Consider the following 23,561-nt stretch of genomic DNA (forward strand, 5'->3'; position numbering starts at 1 on the left):
TCGGGGCTGGCACCGCTTGTTGGGGCGTTGCATGACGAAGGGGATGTGAGTGAAGACACACCCACATCCCCTTCAAGCCTGCTGTCCCAGCGCCGGCTGTGCCGCTTCGGTGTCAGCTGTACTGTTTCAGCGTCACTGCCGTGGCAAGGGCCGCAGTCACTGCCTCGTGTCCCTTGTCTTCGTTGGAGCCCGGGAGGCCTGCGCGGTCCAAGCCCTGCTGCTCCGTATCGCAGGTCAGGACGCCGAACCCGACCGGAACGCCGGTGCGGACGCTGACATCGGTGAGTCCCGACGTCGCGGCCTGGCATACGTACTCAAAGTGCGGCGTTCCGCCGCGGATTACAACACCGAGGGCCACGACGGCGTCAAAGTGCGGTGCGAGCCGGGCCGCGGCAACCGGGAGTTCGAAGCTGCCGGGGACGCGCAGCAGGGTGGGCTCGGCGATGCCGGCTTCCTTGGCCGCGCGGAGTGCACCATCAACCAGTCCGTCCATGATCTGGGTATGCCAGCTTGCTGCCACAATGGCGAGCTTGAGCTGCGAGGTTTCCTCGGGCCTGAGGGTGGTGAGGTCGATGGTGGGTGCGCCGTGTCCGCTCATTGTTTGCTGGAATTCCGTTCAGTCTTGTTCGTTGTCAAAGGGGCTTCGGGACGGGGTCTTTCCATTGCCGACAGGCTCGGTTTCGAGCGTCAGACGGTGATCCATCCGGTCTTTCTTGGTCTGCAAATAGCGAACGTTCTGTTCACGCGAAGGAACCTCGGTGGGAACCATTTCCACCACCGCGACGCCAGCCTGGGCCAGGCGGTTCTGCTTGTCCGGATTGTTGCTGAGTAACCGGACTTCATGCAGACCCATCTCGGCCAGGATCTGACCCGCGGCACTGTAGGAGCGCGCGTCTACCGGCAGGCCCAGCTGTTCGTTGGCCTCGACGGTATCGAAACCGGCTTCCTGCAGCGCGTAGGCCTTGATCTTGTTGGCGAGGCCAATGCCGCGCCCTTCCTGGCCGCGCAAGTACAACAGCGTTCCACCCTCAGCGTGGATGAGTTCCAGGGCAAAGGCCAATTGCTCGCCGCAATCGCAGCGATAAGATCCGAAGACGTCGCCAGTGAGGCATTCGGAGTGCAGGCGCACCAGTGGTGCCTGGCCATCCCTAGGCGGGTTGGGGGAACTCACGGCAAGGTGTTCCACGCCCGTAACGTGGTCCGTCCAGGCCTGGGCTACAAAGTCCCCGAAGGCTGTGGGCAGCTGGACAATCGGGCCGCCGCTCACCGGGTGGGGCGTGGGCTCGGTGTCGCCGCTGCTGCGCGTTGTCGGTGCGGTCATCGCTTCTCCTCGTCTGCCACTGAAACGTGTGCCGTCTGGGACTCTACCGCGTCAACGTATGCCACCAGATCCTCAATGGAGATGAGGGGGCATCCGTGTTGGGCGGCGAAATCGCGCAGGCTGTCCAGGCGCATCATTTCACCATCGTCATGTACCAACTCAGCGATCACGCCCACCGGAGCAAGCCCGGCAAGCCGACACAGGTCCACGGCTGCTTCCGTGTGTCCCGGACGTTCACGCACTCCCCCTTTAACCGCCCGAAGCGGGAAAATATGCCCGGGGCGTGTAATCGCCGCCGGAGTGCTCTGCGGGTCGGCGAGGATCCGGGCCGTCAACGCGCGGTCCGTGGCCGAGATACCAGTGCTCACTCCGATGGCCGCATCGCAGGAAACAGTGTAGGCAGTGCCTTTGGCGTCCTCATTGACTGCCACCATGGGCGGAAGCGCCAGGGCATCCGCACGTTCCGCTTCAAGCGGAACGCAGATGACGCCCGATGAATACCGGACGGTCCACCCCATGAGGGCGGGCGTGGCGTGTTCGGCAGCGAAAATGATGTCGCCTTCGTTCTCGCGGTCTTCGTTGTCCACCACGATGACTGCTTGGCCGGCAGCCATCGCCGCAATCGCAGCTTCCACGGGATCCAGGCCTGTACGGCCCGTCGCCGCCGAGACCGTCTTGGTCGGGGTGCTCATCGCGCAGCCTCCTGGTTTCCGGCTGACTCGCTGGCCGTTTCCTCGCTGGCCGTTTCCGCGCTGGCGCGGTGCGCCGGGGAGCCCTGCGGAGCGAAGGAAAGGAGCCTCTCGGTGTACTTGGCAAGTACGTCCACTTCCAGGTTCACCCGTGCACCAACCGGCTTAGCTCCGAGTCCTGTCTCCTCAAGAGTCGTAGGGATGAGGCCTACTTCGAACCATGGAGACGCTTCAGCTGCGGCGCTCACGGCCGTCACGGTCAGAGAAACACCGTCGACGGCGATCGAACCCTTCTCGGCAATGTAGCGTGCCAGCGGCCCAGGGACGCCAAACCGCAAACGATCCCAGTTGCCCAGCGGCTCCCGTTCCAGCAGCTCACCCACGCCGTCAACATGTCCTTGGACCACATGGCCGTCCAGGCGCCCGCCGGCAGGGACGCAGCGCTCAAGGTTCACGGTATCGCCCGCGGCCAACTCGCCGATGGTGGTGCGGACCAGGGTCTCCCCCATGACGTCGACGCTGAAATCCTGCCCGTCAATCTGAGTTGCGGTGAGGCAGACTCCATTGACTGCGATGGAACCTCCCAAGGCTAGGCCCTCAGTGCTCGTCGGGGCTTTCAGCCGCAGCGTCGCGCTGGCATCGCCGTCGCGGTCAATACCCAGGACGGTGCCCTGTTCGGCAACGATTCCGGTAAACATCAGTGTCCTCCTGTGACGTATTCCGCAGCTTCACTGCGCGGAATGGAATTCTTGGTTGTGTTGGCCGCTGCTGTAGCGACCGCTGATCTCATTGACCGCAAATGCAGCCGAAGGTCGTTGCCGAGGTTCTGTACGGCCCCGCCACCGGCGTCGTCCCAGGCCCAGTGTTGGGCATCGGCCAACGTGGTAATGCCGAGATCGTTCAGCGCAGGCGTTCCGGATCCCAAAAGGGTTGGAGCAAGATAGACGATCAGTTCGTCCACCAATCCAGCAGCAAGGAACGTACTGAGGATGCTGGAGCCGCCTTCCACCATGACGTGCCTGACACCTTGGTGGAACAGTTGGCCGAGCGCTTCCGCCGGCTCCCTGGTTTGCAGGTGCACAAAGAGGCCATCGGTTCCGCGTACCGCTGCATCTTCGGGAACTTCCCTCAAACCCATGACGGCGCGGAGCGGCTGGCGCTGCGCCAGGCTGCCGTCGGATGCCCGGGCCGTCAGACGGGGGTTGTCGATGAGGACCGTGCCAGTGCCCACCAGGATGGCATCGATGAGGCCCCGCAATCCGTGGTTGTCCGCGAGGGACTCAGGACTGGAAATCCATTGGCTGGTACCGTCCACTGCGGAGATGCGACTGTCCAGCGTCTGGGCAATGTGCAAGGTGACGAAGGGACGTTTGGTTGCGACGGCGTCGAACCATTCGCGGTTCAGGTCAAAGGCCTTGTCGGCGGCGAGACCGGATTCGACGTCGACTCCCGCTGCTTGCAGGGTACGGGCGCCTCCCGCGGCGGGATCGTGGGGATCATCGATGGCGTAAATCACCCTTGAGATCCCGGCGTCAATGATGGCCTGTGCGCAGGGGCCGGTACGGCCCACGTGGTTGCAGGGCTCCAGGGTGACGACCATGGTGGTTCCCGCAAGGTCCACGCCCTGACGACGTGCCTCCACAATGGCATCTGCCTCAGCGTGGGCCGTGCCGGCTCCCCGATGGTAGCCGACGGCGAGCTGTTCGCCCTCGGGACTGAGCACAACGGCGCCCACCAACGGGTTGGCTCCACGCGGCCCGCCCAAAGCCGCTGAAAGGGCCACGTCCATGGCCGCAGACTCTGCGGTATTGAAGAATTTGGGGTTCAGAGTCACGGAGCGACTCCCACAACCGCCGGGACGGGGCCAGCCGAGGCGCGTTCGCGCTTCTCTGCCCGCCACCAGACGAAGAAACCGGTCAACGTAAAGAATCCATAGAAGAGGTACATGACGGCGCTGGCGTAGTATCCGGCACTAAACAGGAGTGGGACGCCAACTATGTCAACGGCTACCCAGATGAGCCAGAACTCCGTCCATCCCCGGGCCATACCGTACGTGGCCAGCAGGGAACCTGTGAATGTCCAGGCATCAGCCCACACGGGCGGGTAGGAGCCCAGCGCGTCGAAGAGCGGAGTCAACGCGGCCGTTCCAGCCACCATTGCCCCAATCAGGGCGATGCGGACTTTGGTACTGGCCCAGCCCGGAACGATTGCGCGCCCCTGGGTGCTGGCCTGCCGGCCTTGCTGCCAGCGGTACCAGCCGTAGACGGCGACGGTTATGAACATGATCTGCCGTGCAGCCTGTCCCCATAGGGTTGCGGGAGCGGCTGCGCCGAAAACGTTGCCGAGGAAGACCGTCAGCAGGAGGATATTCCCCACGATGCCTATAGGCCACGCCCAGACTTTGCGGCGCATTCCGCCGAGGGCGCTGGCGAGCCCAAAGATGTTGCCAAGCACTTCGCGTAAGACAAGCGCAGATCCTCCAACGGGAATCTGTGCTTCGAAGAGCCATCGCAGAAAGTCCATGCCGTTCCTTCCCAGTAAGCCGCGATGGCTCCGGGGGTGTACGACAGCACACTGCGCGGCGTCTCTAAGGACGCACACAGCATGACTGTACGTGCTTCTCCCATCCAGACTTTAACTGTCGGTACCGGAATTCCACCGGTTCAACCGTTTGCCAGCGGTTTCCAATTACTTGGATCCCAAGGCGCGCGGGTCGCGGACTATAACCGCCGGTTCGGACTTACACCGACCCCGGAGCACGTATGTGTGTTGCTATTCTGCCACAACTGCGGAGATGCTTGAGCTATTCCCCGCAATCTTCGTAACATCTGATGACGGTCGTCACGGTTTTGCCGAGCCGCCCGCCATTGCGGCCTTGGATCCGGCTGCGCGGAGCCGATCAATTGCCGCCGCGGGGTTTTCATCCCCGTACACGGCTGAGCCCGCCACGAACACGTTCGCGCCCGCTTCAGCTGCGCGCAGGATGGTTTCTTCAGTGATCCCGCCATCCACCTGAATGGCCACGCCGATTCCGGATCCGTCAATGGCTGTGCGGGCGCGTCGGATCTTGGGCAAGGTGATATCCAGGAAGGACTGGCCACCAAAGCCCGGTTCAACCGTCATGATCAGGAGCATGTCCAGTTCGCTGAGCATGTCCAAATACGGCTCAACCGGAGTGGCGGGCCGCAATGCCATACCGGCTTTTGAGCCCCGGGCCCGCAGTTCACGGGCAAGCTTGACCGGCGCCATGGCAGCCTCGGCATGAAATGTCACCGAGGCGACGCCGGCGTCCGCGTAGGCAGGTGCCCACCGGTCAGCGTCTGAAATCATCAGGTGCGCGTCCAAGGGAACCGGGCTGACAGCTTGGATCCGCTGTACCACGGGCAGGCCAAGCGTCAGGTTGGGAACGAAGTGGTTGTCCATGACATCCACGTGCACGGCATCGGCATTGCCGATCCGCTGCAGCTCCGCCTCGAGGTTGACGAAGTCTGCGGACAGGATGCTCGGGTTGATACAGCACTGAGACAAGGCAGCCCCTTTGGGTCAGTTGTTTTATCGATTGAGTTCAAGCGAGGGTGGCCGCTGGGTAGGACTTCCTGCGGAACCAGTACTTTTTTGCGGAGCTAAGACTTCTTACGGATGAGCGCCATGAACATAGCATCCGTGTGGTGAACGTGCGGCCAAAGCTGGGCCGTAAGCTCGTGCCCGGCCCCAAGGCCTCCGGTGAGGCTAACAGCGTCCAGTGCCTGTCCGGCGTCGAGCATCTCAAGGTCATCACGCTTTCCCATGACGTCACCCACAACGGCGGTGGTTTCCGCCGGGTGGGGTGAACACGTCACGTAGGCCACCACGCCACCGGGCTTGACGGCGTCGATCGCCGACGCCAGCAGTTCACGCTGCAGTGGACCAAGGTCCGCGATGTCCTTGGGTGCGCGACGCCACCGTGATTCGGGACGCCTGCGCAAGGCACCAAGACCACTGCAGGGAACGTCCACCAACACCCGGTCAAAGGAGTCGGGCTGTTCGCCGCCAACCTCCCGGCCATCACCGGTCCGCACCGCCCAGGATTCCGCAGGCACCGCAGACAGCGCCTGCTGGACCAGCTTGGCGCGGTGCGGGGCAGGCTCGTTGGCCAGCAACGTGGCGCCATCGCGGTGAGCCAAGGCGGCAAGCAAGGCAGCTTTGCCTCCTGGACCTGCGCACAAGTCCAGCCAGCGCTCTCCTTCCCGGGCAGGGGTGCCTAGATCGACGCCTGCAACGGCGCGGGCTACGAGTTGTGAGCCAACATCCTGAACGCGGGTAGTGCCCTTTCGGACGGACTCGAGCCGGCCAAGGTCGCCTCCGGCTGACAGCGCGGAGTCCTCTACCAGCTCTCCGGCTGTAGCCCCGTTCTCGAAAGCTTCATCAAGGTTCCCCAACCCTGGCAGGGCAACCAGATTAACTACGGGCGCCGCGTTGTCGGCCTCCAGCAGGGCGTCAATCTCGGTTTTGGATCTCCCATGATTCACCAACGATTGGCGAAGTGCGCGGACGATCCATTCCGGGTGAGCGTGACGCAGGGCAGCAATCTTGGTCTCGTCGGTCTCCTGCTCCAGCAGGATGTCCAGCCACTCAGCCATGGTGTGCGCGGTGACTTTGCGCAGGACGGCGTTGATGAGCGCAGACGGCCCGGCGCCGATGACCGCGCGGGCCAGGCCAACGGTTTGGTCCAGCGCAGCATGTGCAGGGACACGCATGGAGAGCAGCTGATGGGCACCGATGCGTAGGGCATCAAGGATCGCCGGATCGAGTTGCTCGAGGGGCCGGTCCACGCAGCGGGCCAGGATGGCATCATACGTGCCCTGACCTCGCAAGGCACCATAGCTCAGCTCGGTGGCAAAACCAGCGTCGCGGCGGTCCAGCCGGTGTTCCCGGATTCTGGCGGGAAGGACAAGATTGGCGTACGCGTCTTCCGAGGCGACGGCGCGGAGGACTTCGTAAGCTACCAAGCGCGCAGGATCAGCACGGCGCGTGCGTTGGGATGGGGCATTGTTGGAGTAGCCCCTCTGGGGCCCCCTGTTTCGTTCCCTGCCTTGGGCATTGCGCTTGCTGTCGCTGCGGCCTCCACGATTGGCGTGCCCGCCACCGTCCCGGCTCCCGCTGTTGTTGGGGCCTCGCCGGCCGGACTCGCTCATTCGAATACCACTTTCTCAAGTGCAGCCAAGCCGCGGGCCCAGTCGGCCGGCGACATCATCTTTTTGCCGGCGGGTTGAATCCGCCCCAATTCCACTGCATGGGAACCAGTGCCTACCAGCACTGACTTTCCATCGACGCGGACGGCTCCGGGAGCAATATCCGTGACGTCGGGCCGGAGCCCTACGGGTTCAAGCTTGATCCGTTGACCCTCCAGCGTTGTCCACGCGCCCGGCTCGGGCGTCACGCCACGTGCCCTTCGATTCAGGGCAAGGGCCGGCTGCTGCCAGTCCAACCGTCCGTCCTCGAGCGACAGTTTGGGGGCCAGGGACACCTCGCCGGTCTGCGGCTGCGGTGCCGCCTGACCGGCGTCGATGGCGGACAGCGTCTGGCTGAGGAGGACGGCGCCACTGAGGGAAAGACGCCCAAGAAGATCGCCAGCAGTGTCATCCGTCCGCACGGTTTCGGTTAGCGTGCCAAACACCGGCCCGGTATCCAGCCCTTCTTCCAGTTGGAAGGTAGCCGCCCCAGTGACGTCGTCACCTGCGATGATGGAGCGCTGCACTGGAGCGGCGCCACGCCAAGCGGGCAGAAGCGAGAAGTGGAGATTGACCCAGCCATGCCGCGGAACGCCCAGGGCAGGGCGAGGCACGATCCCCCCATAAGCCACGATGGCGGCTACATCTGGAGCAATTTCAGCAATTCGAGCCGTAGTGTCAGCATCCACCTTGGCAGCGCGAATGACCTCGATGCCAAGTTCCTCTGCTCGGGCGGCAACGGGCGACGGCGTCAGGACGCGTTTGCGTCCCAACGGTGCGTCCGGGCGGGTCAGGACTGCAACGACGTCGAAACCGGCCTTCACCAAGGCGTCCAAGGATGGGACGGCAACGGCGGGGGTTCCTGCAAAGAGGACCCTCACTCGGGAGCCCCGAAACTACCGCCACCGAAGCTGGACCCAACAGAGCTTGCCCGCTTGGACGTGGTCTGCTCGGTCACAGCGTGGTAGTTCGCGTTTCTGATGGCACGCAGCGCGGCTTTTCGGTCTTCGCCCTCAAGCCTGTCCGTATAAAGGACGCCGTCAAGGTGATCGGTCTCGTGCTGGAAGCAACGTGCCAACATACCTTCTGCCTCAACCTCTACGGGATTGCCATTGAGATCCACACCCGTGGCGCGCGTTGCCCGGTGACGGCGCACGGGGAAACCAAGGCCGGGGATGGAGAGGCAGCCCTCAACTTCGTCCGGTTGGAAGTCTTCGCTGTTTTCCAGGACCGGGTTGATGATGTGGCCCTCAACACCACCAATGCGATAGGTGAAGACCCGCTTACTGACGCCCACCTGGGGAGCGGCAAGGCCTGCGCCTTCCACGTCCTCCATGGTTTCCATCATGTCTGCTAGCAGCTTGGCGAGCTCGGGACCGAATTCAGTGACGGGATCGGCTACGGTGCGCAACACCGGATCCCCAATGATTCGGATACTCAAAATTGCCATCTGCTGTCAGTCCTCACGATCGTCACACTCTGGTCCGGCTGTTGCGGAGCCTAAGCCAGTTTAGTTGAGTGCAGGCTGCTGCCGTTGTCCCCAGCCCCAGCAGCGGCAGTCCCAGCGCCGGCAGGCACCAGGGACGCGGACTCCAACGACGGCGACACGAACGACGGCGGTGGGACGGGCATGAGTGCCTGCCCGGCCGCAGTTACATCGGCTGACATCTCCCAGACGCGCCTCAGGGCACAGAACTTCCACCAATGGTGCTTAAGGACGTCCGGATTGGCTCGTTGGGGCCTTACTTCGGTTTCTCCGATGGCGACCGCCAACAACATGGGGTTCTCACCAAACTTCCATGGCTCCCACTCCCCCGCTACCGGGTCCACGAGGCTCTCTTCCGCCTTCATCCCCGCCACGAGTTGCATCACGACTTTGTCGTCGAGTGCCTTAACAGTGCCGTCGCGGGTGGTGCCCTTGGTCTTGTAATCGATCAGGCAGATGCGCCCGTTAATCCGCGCAACGAGGTCCAGAGTGCCGGCGTAGCCAACGGTCTTGTTCCAGACAGTGATTTCCGGAGCCAGCGGCTCCACCCTGTACAGCTCCCACCATTCGTCGAAGCGGGCTGCGAAGGCCTGCTCACCGTGGGAGGCAAGCTCATCGCGGCATTCCTGCATCCGGTGCGGACGACCCAGGGCGCGCAGGGCTACCTGCTCGCAGTAATTGTGGACGCGATCGCCTCTTGCCGCGGCTTGGTCCCTGTAGGTCTCGGCAGCTTTGGAGGCCTTGTTGACCGCCTGCCGGATTCTTGCCGGGCTGCCAAGCACGGCGGGAAGTTCGGGATCTGCGGCCAAGCTGCTTGCTCCCATATAACTGAACCAACCGTCCAGCGAATGCGCCTGCTGCCCTATCACCGTGGTGATTGAGGGGACAGAGAATTGCTCTGTTGTGGAGCGGGCGTACATACGTCCGTAGTCGGTAGCGTGGGCAAGAAGTGGAGCAGTCATATAAAGACTCTGACACACAGCACCGACAGAATTCCCCTCAGCTGCCAGGCGTGCCTGTGCTTATACCGCTTTCAGCGGGCCGTTCCCCAAAAATCATGGCTGCCTGTTCAGCCGGCAGGCGGGCGAGCTTTGCCGCAAGAATGGGCGACGTTGCGGCCAGGTCTTCCAGGAATGCCTTGGGGTCTTCGGCTTCTGTTGATCCATTCATGCTGATGCTGTGCACGGGCGGGCAATTTTGTGACGCGGAATGCTCTGTATTCACCGATGGTGGCTCGCAAGATTTCGTTCCCGCCGAAACTTGCACTCAAGGCAGTCTGCAGGGCATCGACGGCACAATCGACAGTGTCGTTGACATGGCAGCGCTGCCCAATGACAAAAGCCCTGGTACGGGCGCTGGCCAGGCAAAGGTAGAGCAGCAGTTGACCATCAACCAGGCGGCGGCGGAATGAAGAGTGCAAAGGGGGAATGCAAGTGGGGAAGAGCGCGTGGTTGGCGTTCTTCCCCACTTGGGGTCACTGCGGGGGCCGCGGGTAGCGGCCCCTGCGGTGTTGTTTACCAGTTGTGTTGTTTACCGGCTGTGGTGCTGTTGCTGGTGTTGGTTGGTGTTGGTGTTAGTTGTTGCTGGTGCGGCGGTTGCGGAGGAACATCAGGGCCGCGCCGACGACGAGGAGGGCACCGGCTGCGTAGAGAATGCCGGTTCCCACGCCACCGGTCAGCGGCAGTTGGAAGCCGCTGTTGGAGGGGATGTTCTTCACTTCAAGGTCGATACCGACCGTGGTGCTGGTGCCGTTGATCAGGAAGGACACCGGCTCGGCGAGCAGTTCGTACCCTGCCGGGGCGGTGGTCTCTACCAGGTAGTACGTGCGGTAGTCCGGGGTTCCGGGTGCCACGGCTGCGCCGTTGGCCCAGTCCGAGTACCGCAGGCCCGAGATCGTCAGGGTGCCGTCAGCGGCGACGGTGAAGACCGTCTGGCCGTTGAGGTCAACCGGGTTCGTGCCGGCCTTCGCGTCGGCTTCGTTGGTGTAGACGGAGAACGCGGCACCGGCAAGGGCTGCACCGTTCTCGTTGACCTTCTGCAGCGTCATTTCGCCCCACTTGGTCACGACCGGGGGCGTCACGACCGGGCCACCGGGCTGGCCCGGGGTGGTGGTGAAGCTGGCAGCGTTCGGGTACACGAGGGCTTCGTTTTCGATCTCACCAATGGTGTTGACCTTGGTGTTGACCATGACCTGCACCCGGGTGTCGGTGTGTGCAGCGAGTTTGGCCCGGCCGGCGGCGGTGAAGATGACCGAGACGGTGTTGGTCGCGGCGTCGAAGCTCACGGTGTAATCCGTGCCGGCCGTGATGGGCGTGCCGTCAACGAGGGTCGCGGACGCGCCGACGTAGGTCAGTTTCGGGTCCAGGACGTCCACGATCTTGTAGCCATCGATGACGGCTTCGTTCGGGATGTCACCGGTGATGGTGAAGTCGATCTGGTCCCCGAGTTTGACGTCAGGGGCATCCGTGACGGTCTTCTCGGCCCCGGCAACGGAGTTCTTCGGGTAGACGTGGACGTCGTAGATCCAGTTGTCCTTGTTATCCGGGTCCGTCAACGGCACGGAGACCAGGAACGGGGCCGAGGGTGTCACACCGGCCGGGTAGTTCGTTTCGGTCACCAGGTACAGGCCAACAGGCAACGCGGTGAAACCGGCGGTCCCGGCGGCGTCGGTGGTTTTCGCCTGGGCAGCGCCCAGGGTGTAGCCGGCACCGGTGATCGAGCCCGCGGCGTTGGCCGGGGCGAACACGCTGGAGAGGTTGTGCGCTGCGTCCCAGCCGGCGTTGGTGGACAGGTCGATGGTGTTGACCTGCTGGATCGTGAATTCGATACCGGCCAACGGTGTCAGGCCGGTGGTGTCCACGGACGTGCCGTTGTTCGGCAGGCCCGTCGGGGTGGAGGGGCGTTCGAACTTGTGGACCGTGATGGAACCGGTCTGGTCCCCGTCAACCAACGGTGCGGCCGAAGCCGGGGCCACGGAGAAGGACATCGCCAACACCGCCCCGGCGATCGTGGCGGCGGCGGTCTTCCAAACCCGCCCGGTGTGGTGATTACTCACTGTGTTTTCCTCTTTCATCGTGATGGTTTTTCATGCTGGTGGTACTTGGAAATGGACATGCACCGCCCCACCCCGCACACGCGGCGGGGATTGGGGGAACTCTTCTTCTAGGTAGTGACCGACTCGTGTCAGATACTGACGGACTCGTGCCGGGTAGTAGTGGGCCGGTGTCAGGTAGTAATTGGCTCCCGCTGGCGGCGGCGGTTGGCGGCCAGGGCCAAGGCCAGGGCGGCCAGCACCAAGACCGATCCTGTGGTGGTGAAGGGCCACCAGCCGATGCCGCCGGACTCAGGCAACTCCAGTGCCGGCACGTCCCGGACCGTGAGCAGGAAAATCCCGTCACCGTCCGCGTCCGTGCTGGTCACCACCCCACCTCCCGCACCCTGTCCCTGGGAACCCTGGCCCAGGGTCACGGCACCGGTGGCGGCGATGGTGAATTTCACCGGTTCGGCCAGCAGGCTGAACCCGGCCGGGGCCGTGGTTTCCTCAAGCCAGTACGTTCCGGGCTGGATCCCTTCGAGTTGGAACCGACCCGTTTGCCCGGCCACAGCGGTCACGGCCGGGCTTCCCAGCACGGTACCGGGTGCGCCGTTGTTATCGACGTGCACCGCCCAGGTGGACCCGGCCATCGGCACCCACGTGCCGCCGGAGGACTCGCCGATCTTCTCGATCAACACCTTGGCCGGGGTTCGGTGGGTGGTGGTGCAGTCAGGACCCGGGGCGCTGGAGCCTGGTGCGCAGGTCTGCGGTGCGGTGGTGGTCGCTGTGCCCGTCACAACGTTCACGAGCTGTTCGTTCCAGGCGTCGGCTTTGACCAGCACGCTGTACCTCAAGGTGGCGGTCTGCCCGGCCGGCAGGGTGAACGCCGCGGTGGCCAGCAGCGTGGAGGGCGGCACCGGGTTGGCCACCGCCACAGGTGTTCCCGTGCCGATGACCAGGGTCGCGGACCCTGACACGAACGTCGCGTCATCCAGGACCTCCGCCAGGTTGTCCTTCAGCACAACCCCGGTGATGGTGCCGCTGATACTGGTCGCGGTGACCGTGTACACGATGGTCTGCCCCGGGCTCACGGACCCATTCGCCGGAACCGACCCGTTCACCGTCGCCGTCTTCTTGATCTTCCACGCAGCAGGGGCCGTGACCTGCGCATCATCGACCGCCGTGACGGGCAAACCCAGGGGCGGGTTCCCGGTGACCTTCGCCGTGTTCGTCAACAACCCCGTGGTCACATCCGTCGCCGTGACCACATACGTCGCCGTCGCCGTCACCGACTGCCCCGGCAAAAGGATGCCCGGAAGACCGGGCCAGGCATACGACAACGTGGACATGGTGCCCGTTCCGGAGAACTGGGTCTCGGTAATGACCACCGAGGTCAGCGTCACGTTTCCCGTGTTCTTCGCCACGAACGTGTACGTGGCCGTTTCACCGGCCACCAGGATGGTCTTGTTCACCGTCTTCACCAGCGTGATGGCCGGAGCAGCCGCCGGAGCAACCGTGAAGATGTAATCTTCCACTTCGCCGGAATCGGAGGGTCCGATCGGAAGCTGGACCTGACTGATGGTGTAACCGACCCGGAACCGCGCATACGTCGTCCCCGCAGTCACGGGAGCGATCGACGTCCAGGTCAGCGTGGCGGTCGTGGCACCGGCGAGGAAGGAGGCGCAGGCCCGCTCGGCAGTGTTATTGAACAGTCCGTCTTTGTTGAAGTCGATCCAGCCGCAGGTCGTGCCGGACTTGCTGGCCCCGCTGATCGCCACCGTTGTCGAGTAGCTGGTAGCACCCTGCACCATCGGTGCCAGGACCACGCCGTCGTCCATCAGGTCCTGGGCCGCCGTCAGACCCGCATTCGGCGAGGCGGTGCCATTGGCCACCGTCGCGTTATCCTCAGTCACGTTCGGCCCAAGCGTCACATCCGACAGAACAGCCCGCGCCGCGTCGTTTTGGCCGAGGTTGTTTTGATCGTACGAAACAGGCGCATCACCGAAATCCTGAGGAACGGTCATCGCAATGACGTAGTTGTCCGCGTTATGGTTTGGATTCTGGACGTCGTTGTTGGTGTATGGCGGAAGCGCGCTGGTGGCCTGCACGAAGACCGCGCTGATGTCGAAAGCCAGAGAGGTGACGACTCCGTTGATACGGACAGACCCACAGGCTGCGGTCGCCTGTGCATTCACGGGCTGAGGATCGTTCGTTTGGGTAGTCGTCTCGCACCGAGTACCCGCGTTGTCGTTGGTCGCCGTGATTGCATTTCCCGACACGCTGAGGTTTCCGCCGGAAAGCTTGGTCATGGTCAACCCCGTGGTTGCGAGATTCAACACGGCGTGGAGCTGGGACTGCTTGTCGACAGGTCCTTTCTTGTTTTCGTACCAGTTCACGTTTCCACCGACGCCAGCGATGTTGAGCACAGGATTCCTCACCGGCTGACTGAAAGTGATAGTGATGGTCCCCAAGCCTGTACAGGTGCCTACCGCTGGGCAGTCGTTGATTGCGTTGGTTGCGAATTCAACAGCCGGGGCCCCGGTTCCTACGTTTTGTGAGAAATCAGAGGCGACATATCCACGGCTGCCCATCGTTGTCTGCCCCACGAGGTCGGTATAGCCCGACTGGTCATACGTGGTGGTTAGACCGGATCCCGGCATCGTCAAAATAGCCGCCCCACCGGTGACGCTTGCCTGGTTGGTTGCTACTTCGTAGGCCTGAGCTGGTGCAGTCAGGTGGAGCACCCCCAATAAAAGTGCGCCAAAAACGACCATTAAAACGGTAACGAAGGCAGTTATTTTCCCAAGCAGATACTTCAAGGGATTCTCTCCAATGAACAGTGACCGACAGACCCCACAGCCGACGGCCAAACATATGTTGCGGAGACCGACCGATTGCGTCCGGCAAGGTCGGTCTCCAGTCAAAGGAGTGCGTGATTGGAAAAGTTCATGTCGCAAAAAGCGAAACTCTTTGAGAGAAAGGCCCCGAGGCTCCTGCCGGGAAGGCTGCCGCCAGAGCTCGGACCGTGGATGGAGCTGCTGAGCGAAACCAGCAGAGCCTCACAGCATCGTGGGGAAAATAGTACTGACGGGCCCATGAGGGATCACGTCGCGGGATGAGACGGAAATGAGGCTTGAGCAGTTCTCCTGCAAAGCCGAAAGCATTCACACGATGACGGCCAGACCTCGCTGACTATGAGGTCACTGGCAGACCGTCCAGGATCCGCATGGAGCTGGAGCTCGCGGGCAAGGAGGCTGAATGCTCTCTAAGTTTGCAATCCATCCAACGTAGTCATCGTCATCTTCGCCGAGCTCCGCCCATGCGTCGTGACCGTCAACTTCCGGGTCATCGATGACGGCCTGGATCGCATCCGCTGCCGCCAGTTTCAAGGCGGATGACGGGGCCGGTCCGCCAGCACACCATTCGATAACATCCGGGTGAACGTCTGTATGTAGGTGTCCGCTCAGCACGGCCAAAACCGCTCCGGCGGCAATAATGCTCTCGGTCGAGCCGTTAGCCACAGTCTCTTCAATGAAGGGCATTGTTTCAGGGGCTTCCCGCAGATCCCCAAACCAATCGAGGGCCTCGTCATTTCCGAAGCTACCGGTCGACCAAGTTCCCATAGCAAACTCCCCTGTTTTTAGTGCCGCTCGCTTAGGCAGCTCATACGATCATGTTCATAACATTCCAGCCCTGGCCGACCCACCCTACCGTCAGGCACTGGTCTGGACCGCGCTTTGCTGCCAGCCGGAAACCAGCGTGGCGCATTCGTTGGAAGCGATCGGATGGCTGAGATGCCCCGCCGACAAAAGGAAGAAACCCAAGAAATCCGAGGGTTTCTTTTAGTGGGCGGTACTGCGTTGGAACCAGTACTGCGTGTGCTTGCGACGAAATCCGCTGACTGTAACACGCGGGTTCTTCGTCGGCATGGCTGGCGGCCTTGGAATAGCAGGACTCTCCGTCGTGGCCCTTATCGGATTAAGCCGCGGAAGGCGCTGGGGCAGCATTGTTGACGTGTTCTTGTGGGTTGTCATTTGGTTGCCCTTCTCATTTGGGCTTCAACAGTTCTCAGCAGATGCCTTCGCCATCTCCACGACCGTATCCCTGGCGAGTGCGCTTGTGGGCGTGCTGGCGTTCGTTGCTGCGCCGCGAGGCCGCCTCCCCAAGGGCGGGTTCGGCATGAGAATTGGGCTGGAGACCCCTGAAGCGGGTGGCCCACAGCTCTATCGTCGGCTAAACGGCAGGCGTAATCTGAGTGGAATTCACTACCACCCGGCAAAAACCAGCAGAAGGGGACGTCCACGGCAATGAGCATTAAGCACGAATGGAATCGGCTCGACTCCGAGATCCGGACATGGCTCTTGGAGAATCCGGCAAGCCTCGTTCTGCCCCAAGCCCTATCGAGCAGGATCAGCAACGAAGAATACAAGGACGTCGAGTACGACGTGCACGGGCAGGTTGTGCTTACCCGCGATGATCACGATTTCCTCCGGGACAAAGCGGAGGCCGCTGGCACCATCCGGATTCCGGACACGGAATACCGATTCTTCGACACGGCGCCTATACCAGTCATCGGGACACCGCCCGCTGGAAAACATACCCAAGAGTCGGCCAATAAAGGTCGGTAGGAGCAATTACCCAGCTTCCACACCTTGCCTACCCGCCTGCTCTTCCACGGCAGCACGGAATACCCCCGTAGGCAGGCGCAGGTTAGTCTGACGGATTTGAGCACTAGAGAGCAATATTTTGAGGAATAGTTACGGTTCCGAATAACGGACTCCGCCAGGTGCCAGACCGGAGTTGCGTTGGGAGGAGGTACCCTCCCCCCTTCGGTAAGCCCTAGAAACTTGGGAACTCGGCCTTGGCTCTGATCACATTTCCTTGGCTGCCGGGGTCCTCTTGTGCAAAGCCTCGATGTTGTTTTGAATGCAAGGGTGACTCGACAAAACAGTGGCTTTGGTTCGGGGTTTGGGGTCTTTAGTGAGCGCCATCCACTGACCGAAGGGTCTAAGTGCGTCGCGTCGTCGGTCTATTGAGCGGGCCCAGTATCAGCCTCGAAAAGAAGCATTGGAATCAGGTTCGCTATCAACAGCAGGAGCACGCCACTGATGTCAAAAACTCGTGGGGTGTCTAAGGTAAAAGCCGCGAAAACACCTGAACCGATAAGGGCCACAACGAAGACCAGCCATTTCCACGGCTTGGTACTAAGCACCTGGGGTGAGTGCTGTCTTCTACCTAGCTGCCATGCTCGTACAAGCGTGTAGATCGCCATTAACGAAAACCCAAGCCAGAGGGCGTTCAGGGGGCCGGCTCCAGGTTGGAGTGCCGCGACCACAATCAGCACCAGACTACAAAGCGCCAGTATGGACGTGACAACCGCTGCCGGGAGACGCTGGTTCCAGAACATACTCGTCCTCTCTGATCCGTATTTATACATCACGGAAAACACGCAACACCAGCGAAAGCCCATGTGTTTGTGAATCCGTTGTTTGCAGCCAGCGGACGTATGAACGCAGACGGCTGAATGCCTTCGGGCCACACATGCTGCTGAGAGATCCCTACCCAAACCGGGCGTAGATCGTGCCCAGATACCAAGCTGGACAGAAACCCACAAACCAAGCCAAGGAATGGGGCCATCTATCTCGATGCTGCTCCTCAGGGGGTTTCGCCCTTGCTCCAGTAGCCGGGCTGAAGGCCAATGGCAGGCTTGGACCTTCAAGGGGAAAAGAGCCAGCGAGGCGAGGAGGGCGATGGCTGAGGTAAGAGCAATTCCTGGCAGACCCTGAAAGCTGCATACGTTCACGCGGCGCCGCGAGCCCTTGGCTGACCGGTGGCAACTTGAATCCCTCAGTTAGTGCGAGGTGACATCTACCGCCAGGCCATCCAGGACCAGTTCTTACTTCACAGCGGCTCCCGCCGACCCCCTCATGGCGCCGGTGGGGATGATCCTTCATCAAAGTCCGGTCGCCGTACAGCTGATATGTAGTTCTCGTTTGTCATGTATTCGCTTGCATAGGCCATGACGGCGATTGCCTGATCAAGACGGTCGCGGCGGTCCGAGATCTGATGCATCGCCTCGAGCGATGACTCATACGTCAGTTGCCGGGCGGGGGCATCGAAACGCTGCCGGGCGAGCCACAAGTCATGCGTTCCGGTCCACGCCTGCCCACCGGAATAGACGATGCCTTGGCGTAACAGGAGGTTGGAGATCCGATGCCGGCATCGCATCAGATCACCGCGGACATCTTCACGGGAGCGGACCAAATCGCGAGCTGCTTCCTGCTCTACCGAGGGAATCTGGACTGCCGTGATTTCACCGAGTTTGAGCAACCGGGCCAGGTGCAGGGCATCCTTCGCGTCGGTTTTGACCCGATCACCCGAGGGGCGCTGGAGCTTAGACGGGGCCGCGACAACGGTATCGATGCCGGAAGAGAGGAGGAACCTGGCCAAGCCGAAACCGGTCGGACCCGCCTCGTAAACGACCTTGACCGGCGGAGGCAGCGAGATGATCCAGGCGAGGATCTCATCCCGGTCCGGCGTCAGACGGTGCCGGAAAACTTCCCCGCTCAGACCATCCAACGCGCAGGCTACGACACTCCTGGCATGGACATCCAGTCCAACGCTTGTACGCTCGAACATAGCTGGAACCTCCAAACTTCAAATGTGGCTCTACTTGTCCGCCAAGTGTGGCAGGCAACCCACGTCTTGCTTTGAAAAGGAGGTTCCAGCCCACCTTGAACACACTTCCCGGGTCCTTCTGACAGAGGCCATCACCGCCCCGGCGCGGACCCGGAGCGCCCCCATCCCCCGGACCGTAACCCTGCCCGATCAAACAGGGCGCACCGGTGTCCGGCCAGGCGAAAATAGCCTTCAGAAGGAACCGCACCCGAGCCCACGGGCGGCCGAGTTCCTCCTAGCCATATCGTCTAGGCTGGCCTTGCGGCCCCCGGGTCTAGAGGACCTTTTTGACTGCGAGGGAGGCGGACATCCATTCGACGACGATTTCCCGGGATATGGCGACGTCAAGCACGAACACGCCTTTGTCGTCTTCTGCGAGCCAATCCTGGAGGATCTTCAGGTCTGCGAGAGTTATCGCCTTCTGGCCGTCTGCGCCGAGAGCGCGGCCGATGGCGGAGAAGTCGACTTCATCGATTAGCATCGCGGTCGGGTCGAGGCCTTTGGAAGCGTACTGGTGGAGTTCGGCTCCGTAAGCGGCGTCGTTGAGGGCGATGACCACGCCTCTGCGGGTGGTCCGGATGAAGGTTTCGAAGTCTGCCAGTCCCATGAGACCTCCGCCGTCGCCGGTGATGAACACGGTGGTCCGTTCGGGGTGGGCTATTGAAACTCCGGGCGCGGAGGCGAATCCGAGGCCTATAGATTGGAAGGCGGTTCCCACCAGGACCATTGCTTGGGGGTCGGGGACAGAGAGGTACATGGGGGCCCATCCCATGAAGTGCCCGCCGTCCATGACGATTGACCTCTCGGCGGGGAGGATGCGCTCCAGGGCAGCGACCACCGTGCGGGGGTTGAGGCGTCCGTCGGGGCCGAACTCCTCCGGGTCCTCGTAGGGCCCGATCGAGCGGAAGTCGTCCCCCGCGACCTCGGTCGCGGCATGTCGCCACGTCCGGTGCTCGTTGACCGTTGGTATGCGGCCCCTCAGTGCTTCGAGAAAGGGTGCAAGGTCGGCGCGGATGTACTTGTCGACGTGTGGGTGATCACTGGGGGGCTCGTTGTCGATGCGGACGACGCGCGTGTCGGGTCCGAAGAGGGTCCCGTAGCGGTGCTGGAAGGAGTTCATGGAGGCGCCGGCGACGAGCACGACGTCGGCCTGCCGGGCGAGGTCGAGGCGGTGCTCGCGGGCGAAGCCTCCGGCGATGCCGAGGTTCCATGGGCTGTCGACGATGTTGACGGCCATTACGGAGGTCATGAACATGGCCCCCAACCGGTCCCCGAGCTCTTTGAAAGGGCCGACGGCGTCTCCGAGCAGCACCCCTCGCCCGGCCAGCAGGAGCGGTCGCTTAGCGTTGCGCAGGATGGCGGCGACCCGGTCGAGCTCCTTCCCGGACGCATTCCAGACGGGCTTGGCTGGCAAAGGTTCGAGGTGGGCCTGCTCCTCCAAGGGTTCGGTGGCCAGGTCGTACGGAATGGCGAGGACCACGGGTTGGACGGTGCGCAGCGCGAGGTCAAAGGCGCGGTGAGCAATTAGTACCGCGTTTGTGGGGTGCGCCACGAGCGTGACGACTCCTACCGCTTCTGCCGCTGTGACTTGGTCGATGTCGAACGACCGCGGCCCGGTGCTTGGCGCGTCCCCGACGATGAGCACCAATGGTACTCGGGCGAGCCTAGCCTCGGCCAGCGCCGTGTACGCGTTGGTGAACCCGGCCCCGTAGGTCGTGGTCGCCGCCGCAATCTGGCCGCCGGCGCGGTAGTACGCGTCGGCCATCGCGACAGTGGCAGCCTCGTGGCGTCCAGAGGTGAAGGGGAATCCCCGGCTGGTGAGGTGGCTGATGAGGTGGGCGTTCCCGTTGCCCATTAGGCCGAACAGATGGCCGGCGCGGTCGGCCACCACGTCCGCGATTGCTGTGGACACCGTCGGGCTGGCGGTGGGTGGGATGGGCGTTGTCATGCGGTTTCCTATCGTGGGCCTTGGCCCGGTGAGAGAGGGATATGCAGTGCCTGCGCTGCGAATGCCGCAGTGACCGCTTAAGGAGTCTGGGGTGGTGGTCGTCCGCCGTGGTGTTGACGTGGAAATGGTGCGCCGACCGGATGCTGCAGGGTGAACCGTCGGGGCGGAGTTAGTCTCCGCGAATGCGTGGCGCTTGCCTTTGAAGGTGGGATGCCTTCGCTGTGGGCTTCCGGCGGAACCGTGGTCCGATGAATAGGGCGGCGGCGGGGCCAGGGTCGCGGAGAGCGCACAGCGCCCCACCGCGTGGCAGCTTTTACATGGCGTCCGGAGTGGAACGGCGCCGATCCTTATTCGGGGTAGACCACCCAGGGAGAATCCATGTCGGATCCTGCAGCGTCGAACTCATGGGTTTCCAAAGTGTAGAAACGGATAGCCAGCCCGTCGGGATCATGACAGACGAGCAGCCAGCCGACGATGCCGCGGAGGACAGACGAATTTGCTACTCCTTGTTGGTTCAGGTGCTGTTCCCACAGTTCAAGTTCCTCGAGGGTCCCAACGCTGAGGATTGTCGGATCAAACCCTTTCATGCGCTCCGCGATTTTGGGGGCCAAGCGAAGTTCAAAGTATGTATCGATACCCGGGATCGTAACGATGTAGGCAAAGAGATTCCCTTCCCGGTCGAAGTGATCAAATTCTGCGCATCGTTTAGCTCCCAGGATCTCCTCGTACCATTTCAAGCTCGTCTGGAGATTGGTAACCGGAATTTTCAGGTGGTGGATACCAGCAAGAGATACTTCGGATGCTTTTATATCGTTTGTCATCATTTACCTGGTTCCTGAATTTGTCGCGGCGAGGGGGCTATCAGCTGGGGGTATTGGCACCATCGGTTGAAAGATCTGGCCGGGGTCGTATTGTGCTTTGACCTCGCGGAGCCGGGCATATTTCGCTGCCCCAAATATGCTTGACAGATCTACAACTTCATCAGCACCGAGGAAGTTGATGTAGGCGCCTTCAGTTGCCAGACGGTTGAGGGATTGATGTGTTGAACGGCACCATCCGATATGTTCCTGGTCGAGTAGGTCACTTTCCCAGCCGGCTGTGACGTTGTAGGCGAAGCGTGCTGACCGTTTGGGGTAGGCCGTTTCGCTTTCAGGCACATCGTCAATTGCCCCTCCGAGAAGGAGAACTTCAATTTGAGCGTCTTCACTCGGCATTGATTCGGCTGCTTTGAGCATGGCGTCCGCAACCTCGGCTGTCAGCGCGTTGAAGTGACCGGGTTTGAGGAAGTATCTGAAGCCATGGGGGTACCTGTGGTCTTGGTGGCTTTGAACTTCCGCAAACCGTTGGCGGGCCACCTGGGCAGACCCGAGGTGCTCCAGCCCAAGCGATTCTTGCGCCGAGAAAGCGTCAACTGGGTCCCCGGACCACATCCATTCAAACGTGACCACGGGTTCACCTCGCCGGTGATTTGGACCCGACTGGCTCAGCGCTTTTTGTACTTTGACCATGACTTGAAGTTGTCGGGGCAGCGTGTCGGCGCGGCTCCCATATTCGATTAACGCGGCTCGCGCCTGCTGCAGACCCACCGTCCGCGTTCCAAACGTCACCCACCCAATCGGCGCGGCTTCGTAGGTGAATTCTGTGACGACACCAAAGTTCCCACCGCCTCCCCGCATGGCCCAAAAGAGGTCGGGATTCTCGGTGCTGCTGGCCAACCTCTCCCTGCCCGTACCGTCAATGACGCGAGCAGAGAGGAGCCGGTCACAGGTGAGTCCCCTACTTCGCGAGAGCCATCCAATGCCCCCGCCCAGGGTCAGTCCCCCCACTCCCGTATGGGAGACAACGCCTGCCGGGACGGCGAGACCGTACCTGGATGCAGCACGGTCGAGGTCGCCCAGCAGTGCACCTCCACCCACTGAAACGTTGGAACTTTGTCTGTCTACATTCACCGAACGCATGGCGCTAAGGTCAAGGACAACGCCATCCTCTATAACGGCGCCACCGGCAATCTGATGTCCTCCGGCGAGAATTGAAATGGGCACTCCGGCTGCCACGGACTCGGTCAGCGCTATTGATACGTCTCGTCCGTCGGCACACTTGACCAGCCCAAGGGGTCGTTTATCGACCATGCCGTTCCACACTTTTCGCGCGGAGTCGTAGCGCCGGTCCCCTGGTGTAAGGAACCGTTCACCGAAATACTTCGAAAGGCTTGCTGCCAGGGTTCGTGGGGTCATGCGTGTATTCCTTCTGCTTCATGTTCCTGGGCTCGGTTGCCTTCTTCCTGGAGCCACCCAGCTACCAGCGGGTTGGTAAGTTCACCAATTTGTTCGACCGCGACTGTGACAGTGTCTCCGGGGGACATAAACTCAGGCGGGTTACGGAAGGCACCTGCTCCGCCAGGTGTTCCTGTAGTAACGACATCGCCGGGTTGAAGAGTGACCGTCCGGGACAGGAATTCCAGCAACTCCGGGATTCTCGTGAGCATGGTGCCGGTTGTCGAGTCCTGTTTTAGGACGCCGTTGACCGTGGAGGTGATCCGAAGCCCATAAACGTCGGCGATCTCGTCGCGACTTACTATTTCCGGGCCCACCGGGCAAAAGGTATCGGGACTCTTGCAGAGCATGATTTGCATGGCCTCGCGCTGCATGACGTCTCGCGCGCTCACGTCATTTACGAGAGTGTAGCCGTACACGTAGTCCCATGCTTCGGAAGCTTTGACCTTACTGGCGGTCTTCGAGATCACAAACGCGAGTTCAACCTCGTAATCAACGGTGCTATCCGGTTCTGGGATGGCGATGGGATCGCCTGGGCCTATTACGGAGGACCAGAGACCGGGGAAGAAGACCGGTTCTTTGGGCGTTACAAGGTGGGCGACTTCCGCAAGATGGCTTGCGTAGTTTCCACCGGTGTAAATGATCTGGCAGCGTTCGGCCACTGGTGCGAGGAGTTTTTCCGGACGGACAGGGCGGCCATGACCTGAGGCCTCAGTTAGGATTTCGGACCTGCGCGCGGCAGGGGTCTCCAGAAATTGTCTGAGGTCGGCGAAGCCGCTATCAGCAACGAGTCCATCATCGACTCTGACGCCCAGACGTATTTTGTTCTTATGCAGGTATTTAACCAACTTCATTGGGAATTCACACTCTTTCATTAAACATTCGGCTCAAATTAGCTATGCGTGCCCCGGATACACCACTT

The 23,561-nt window shown here is 61.8% G+C and carries 21 protein-coding genes, 1 pseudogene and 1 riboswitch; of the genes and pseudogenes, 2 read left to right on the top strand and 20 right to left on the bottom strand.

The features are described 5' to 3' along the window. Nucleotides 1-112: 112 nt before the first annotated feature. From ribH to ACTAQJ_RS07040, 12 genes are all read right to left on the bottom strand, one after another. The gene (gene ribH / locus ACTAQJ_RS06985; protein WP_442002992.1) at nt 113-598 is read right to left on the bottom strand and encodes a 6,7-dimethyl-8-ribityllumazine synthase; all 486 of its coding nucleotides are present in this window, start codon (nt 596-598) and stop codon (nt 113-115) included. A gap of 18 nt (nt 599-616) precedes the next feature. Next, a complete protein-coding gene (gene ribA / locus ACTAQJ_RS06990) occupies nt 617-1,321 on the bottom strand; it encodes a GTP cyclohydrolase II (protein ID WP_477516463.1) in 705 nt (234 codons plus the stop codon). Continuing rightward, entirely contained in the window at nt 1,318-2,013 is a 696-nt protein-coding gene (gene ribB / locus ACTAQJ_RS06995) for a 3,4-dihydroxy-2-butanone-4-phosphate synthase (RefSeq protein WP_498701525.1), read from the bottom strand. The genes ribA and ribB overlap by 4 nt, the downstream gene beginning before the upstream one ends. After that, entirely contained in the window at nt 2,010-2,708 is a 699-nt protein-coding gene (locus ACTAQJ_RS07000; RefSeq protein WP_498701526.1) for a riboflavin synthase, read from the bottom strand. Before ACTAQJ_RS07000 ends, ribB begins: the two co-directional genes overlap by 4 nt. Next, the gene (gene ribD, locus ACTAQJ_RS07005) at nt 2,708-3,799 is read right to left on the bottom strand and encodes a bifunctional diaminohydroxyphosphoribosylaminopyrimidine deaminase/5-amino-6-(5-phosphoribosylamino)uracil reductase RibD (RefSeq protein ID WP_498702160.1); all 1,092 of its coding nucleotides are present in this window, start codon (nt 3,797-3,799) and stop codon (nt 2,708-2,710) included. Before ribD ends, ACTAQJ_RS07000 begins: the two co-directional genes overlap by 1 nt. 41 nt (nt 3,800-3,840) lie before the next feature. Beyond that, nucleotides 3,841-4,533 (bottom strand): nicotinamide riboside transporter PnuC, encoded by a 693-nt coding sequence (pnuC, locus tag ACTAQJ_RS07010; protein ID WP_477521689.1) that lies wholly within the window; start codon nt 4,531-4,533, stop codon nt 3,841-3,843. A gap of 87 nt (nt 4,534-4,620) precedes the next feature. Further along, a riboswitch (FMN riboswitch) is annotated at nt 4,621-4,774 on the bottom strand. A 77-nt stretch (nt 4,775-4,851) separates the two neighbouring features. Beyond that, on the bottom strand, nt 4,852-5,538 hold the full coding sequence (gene rpe / locus ACTAQJ_RS07015) for a ribulose-phosphate 3-epimerase (RefSeq protein WP_498701527.1): 687 nt from the start codon (nt 5,536-5,538) through the stop codon (nt 4,852-4,854). A 95-nt stretch (nt 5,539-5,633) separates the two neighbouring features. Further along, on the bottom strand, nt 5,634-7,184 hold the full coding sequence (locus ACTAQJ_RS07020) for an RsmB/NOP family class I SAM-dependent RNA methyltransferase (RefSeq protein WP_498701528.1): 1,551 nt from the start codon (nt 7,182-7,184) through the stop codon (nt 5,634-5,636). Continuing rightward, entirely contained in the window at nt 7,181-8,101 is a 921-nt protein-coding gene (gene fmt / locus ACTAQJ_RS07025; protein ID WP_498701529.1) for a methionyl-tRNA formyltransferase, read from the bottom strand. The genes ACTAQJ_RS07020 and fmt overlap by 4 nt, the downstream gene beginning before the upstream one ends. Further along, nucleotides 8,098-8,670: a peptide deformylase gene (gene def, locus ACTAQJ_RS07030; protein ID WP_498701530.1), complete on the bottom strand. Its 573-nt coding sequence runs from the start codon at nt 8,668-8,670 to the stop codon at nt 8,098-8,100. Before def ends, fmt begins: the two co-directional genes overlap by 4 nt. A gap of 50 nt (nt 8,671-8,720) precedes the next feature. Next, nucleotides 8,721-9,668, bottom strand: coding sequence for a cytochrome (locus ACTAQJ_RS07035; protein WP_498701531.1), 948 nt, complete (start codon nt 9,666-9,668; stop codon nt 8,721-8,723). Nucleotides 9,669-9,705: 37 nt separating this feature from the next. Next, entirely contained in the window at nt 9,706-9,876 is a 171-nt protein-coding gene (locus tag ACTAQJ_RS07040; protein ID WP_477521684.1) for a hypothetical protein, read from the bottom strand. On the opposite strand from ACTAQJ_RS07040, the gene ACTAQJ_RS07045 reads away from it, so the two are divergent. Beyond that, nucleotides 9,875-10,117 carry a hypothetical protein gene (locus ACTAQJ_RS07045; protein ID WP_498701532.1) on the top strand — a complete coding sequence of 81 codons (243 nt, stop codon included), beginning with the start codon at nt 9,875-9,877 and terminating at the stop codon, nt 10,115-10,117. The genes ACTAQJ_RS07040 and ACTAQJ_RS07045 overlap by 2 nt on opposite strands. A gap of 162 nt (nt 10,118-10,279) precedes the next feature. Here ACTAQJ_RS07045 and ACTAQJ_RS07050 read toward each other — a convergent pair whose 3' ends face one another. The 3 genes from ACTAQJ_RS07050 to ACTAQJ_RS07060 all read right to left on the bottom strand — a co-directional run bounded on the left by ACTAQJ_RS07050 (nt 10,280) and on the right by ACTAQJ_RS07060 (nt 15,363). After that, a complete protein-coding gene (locus ACTAQJ_RS07050) occupies nt 10,280-11,761 on the bottom strand; it encodes a SpaH/EbpB family LPXTG-anchored major pilin (RefSeq protein ID WP_498701533.1) in 1,482 nt (493 codons plus the stop codon). A 170-nt stretch (nt 11,762-11,931) separates the two neighbouring features. After that, the gene (locus ACTAQJ_RS07055) at nt 11,932-14,514 is read right to left on the bottom strand and encodes a CLIPPER-2 domain-containing protein (protein ID WP_498701534.1); all 2,583 of its coding nucleotides are present in this window, start codon (nt 14,512-14,514) and stop codon (nt 11,932-11,934) included. Between the two features lie 426 nt (nt 14,515-14,940). Continuing rightward, nucleotides 14,941-15,363 (bottom strand): DUF4259 domain-containing protein, encoded by a 423-nt coding sequence (locus ACTAQJ_RS07060; RefSeq protein WP_498701535.1) that lies wholly within the window; start codon nt 15,361-15,363, stop codon nt 14,941-14,943. Between the two features lie 684 nt (nt 15,364-16,047). Here ACTAQJ_RS07060 and ACTAQJ_RS07065 point away from each other — a divergent pair. Continuing rightward, a complete protein-coding gene (locus ACTAQJ_RS07065) occupies nt 16,048-16,368 on the top strand; it encodes a hypothetical protein (protein WP_431119853.1) in 321 nt (106 codons plus the stop codon). A 1,372-nt stretch (nt 16,369-17,740) separates the two neighbouring features. Here the strand turns inward: ACTAQJ_RS07065 and ACTAQJ_RS07070 are convergent. The 5 genes and pseudogenes from ACTAQJ_RS07070 to ACTAQJ_RS07090 form a co-directional block, all read right to left on the bottom strand. Next, nucleotides 17,741-18,379, bottom strand: a pseudogene (locus ACTAQJ_RS07070) (IS110 family transposase); the annotation flags it as partial. Nucleotides 18,380-18,692: 313 nt separating this feature from the next. Next, nucleotides 18,693-20,666, bottom strand: coding sequence for a thiamine pyrophosphate-binding protein (locus tag ACTAQJ_RS07075; RefSeq protein WP_498701536.1), 1,974 nt, complete (start codon nt 20,664-20,666; stop codon nt 18,693-18,695). A 47-nt stretch (nt 20,667-20,713) separates the two neighbouring features. Then, nucleotides 20,714-21,190 carry a VOC family protein gene (locus ACTAQJ_RS07080; protein ID WP_498701537.1) on the bottom strand — a complete coding sequence of 159 codons (477 nt, stop codon included), beginning with the start codon at nt 21,188-21,190 and terminating at the stop codon, nt 20,714-20,716. Beyond that, nucleotides 21,191-22,600, bottom strand: a complete 1,410-nt coding sequence (locus tag ACTAQJ_RS07085) for an FAD-binding oxidoreductase (RefSeq protein ID WP_498701538.1) — start codon at nt 22,598-22,600, stop codon at nt 21,191-21,193. After that, the gene (locus ACTAQJ_RS07090) at nt 22,597-23,493 is read right to left on the bottom strand and encodes a fumarylacetoacetate hydrolase family protein (protein WP_498701539.1); all 897 of its coding nucleotides are present in this window, start codon (nt 23,491-23,493) and stop codon (nt 22,597-22,599) included. The genes ACTAQJ_RS07085 and ACTAQJ_RS07090 overlap by 4 nt, the downstream gene beginning before the upstream one ends. Nucleotides 23,494-23,561 lie beyond the last annotated feature (68 nt).

The organism is Arthrobacter sp. alpha11c, assembly GCF_054149985.1.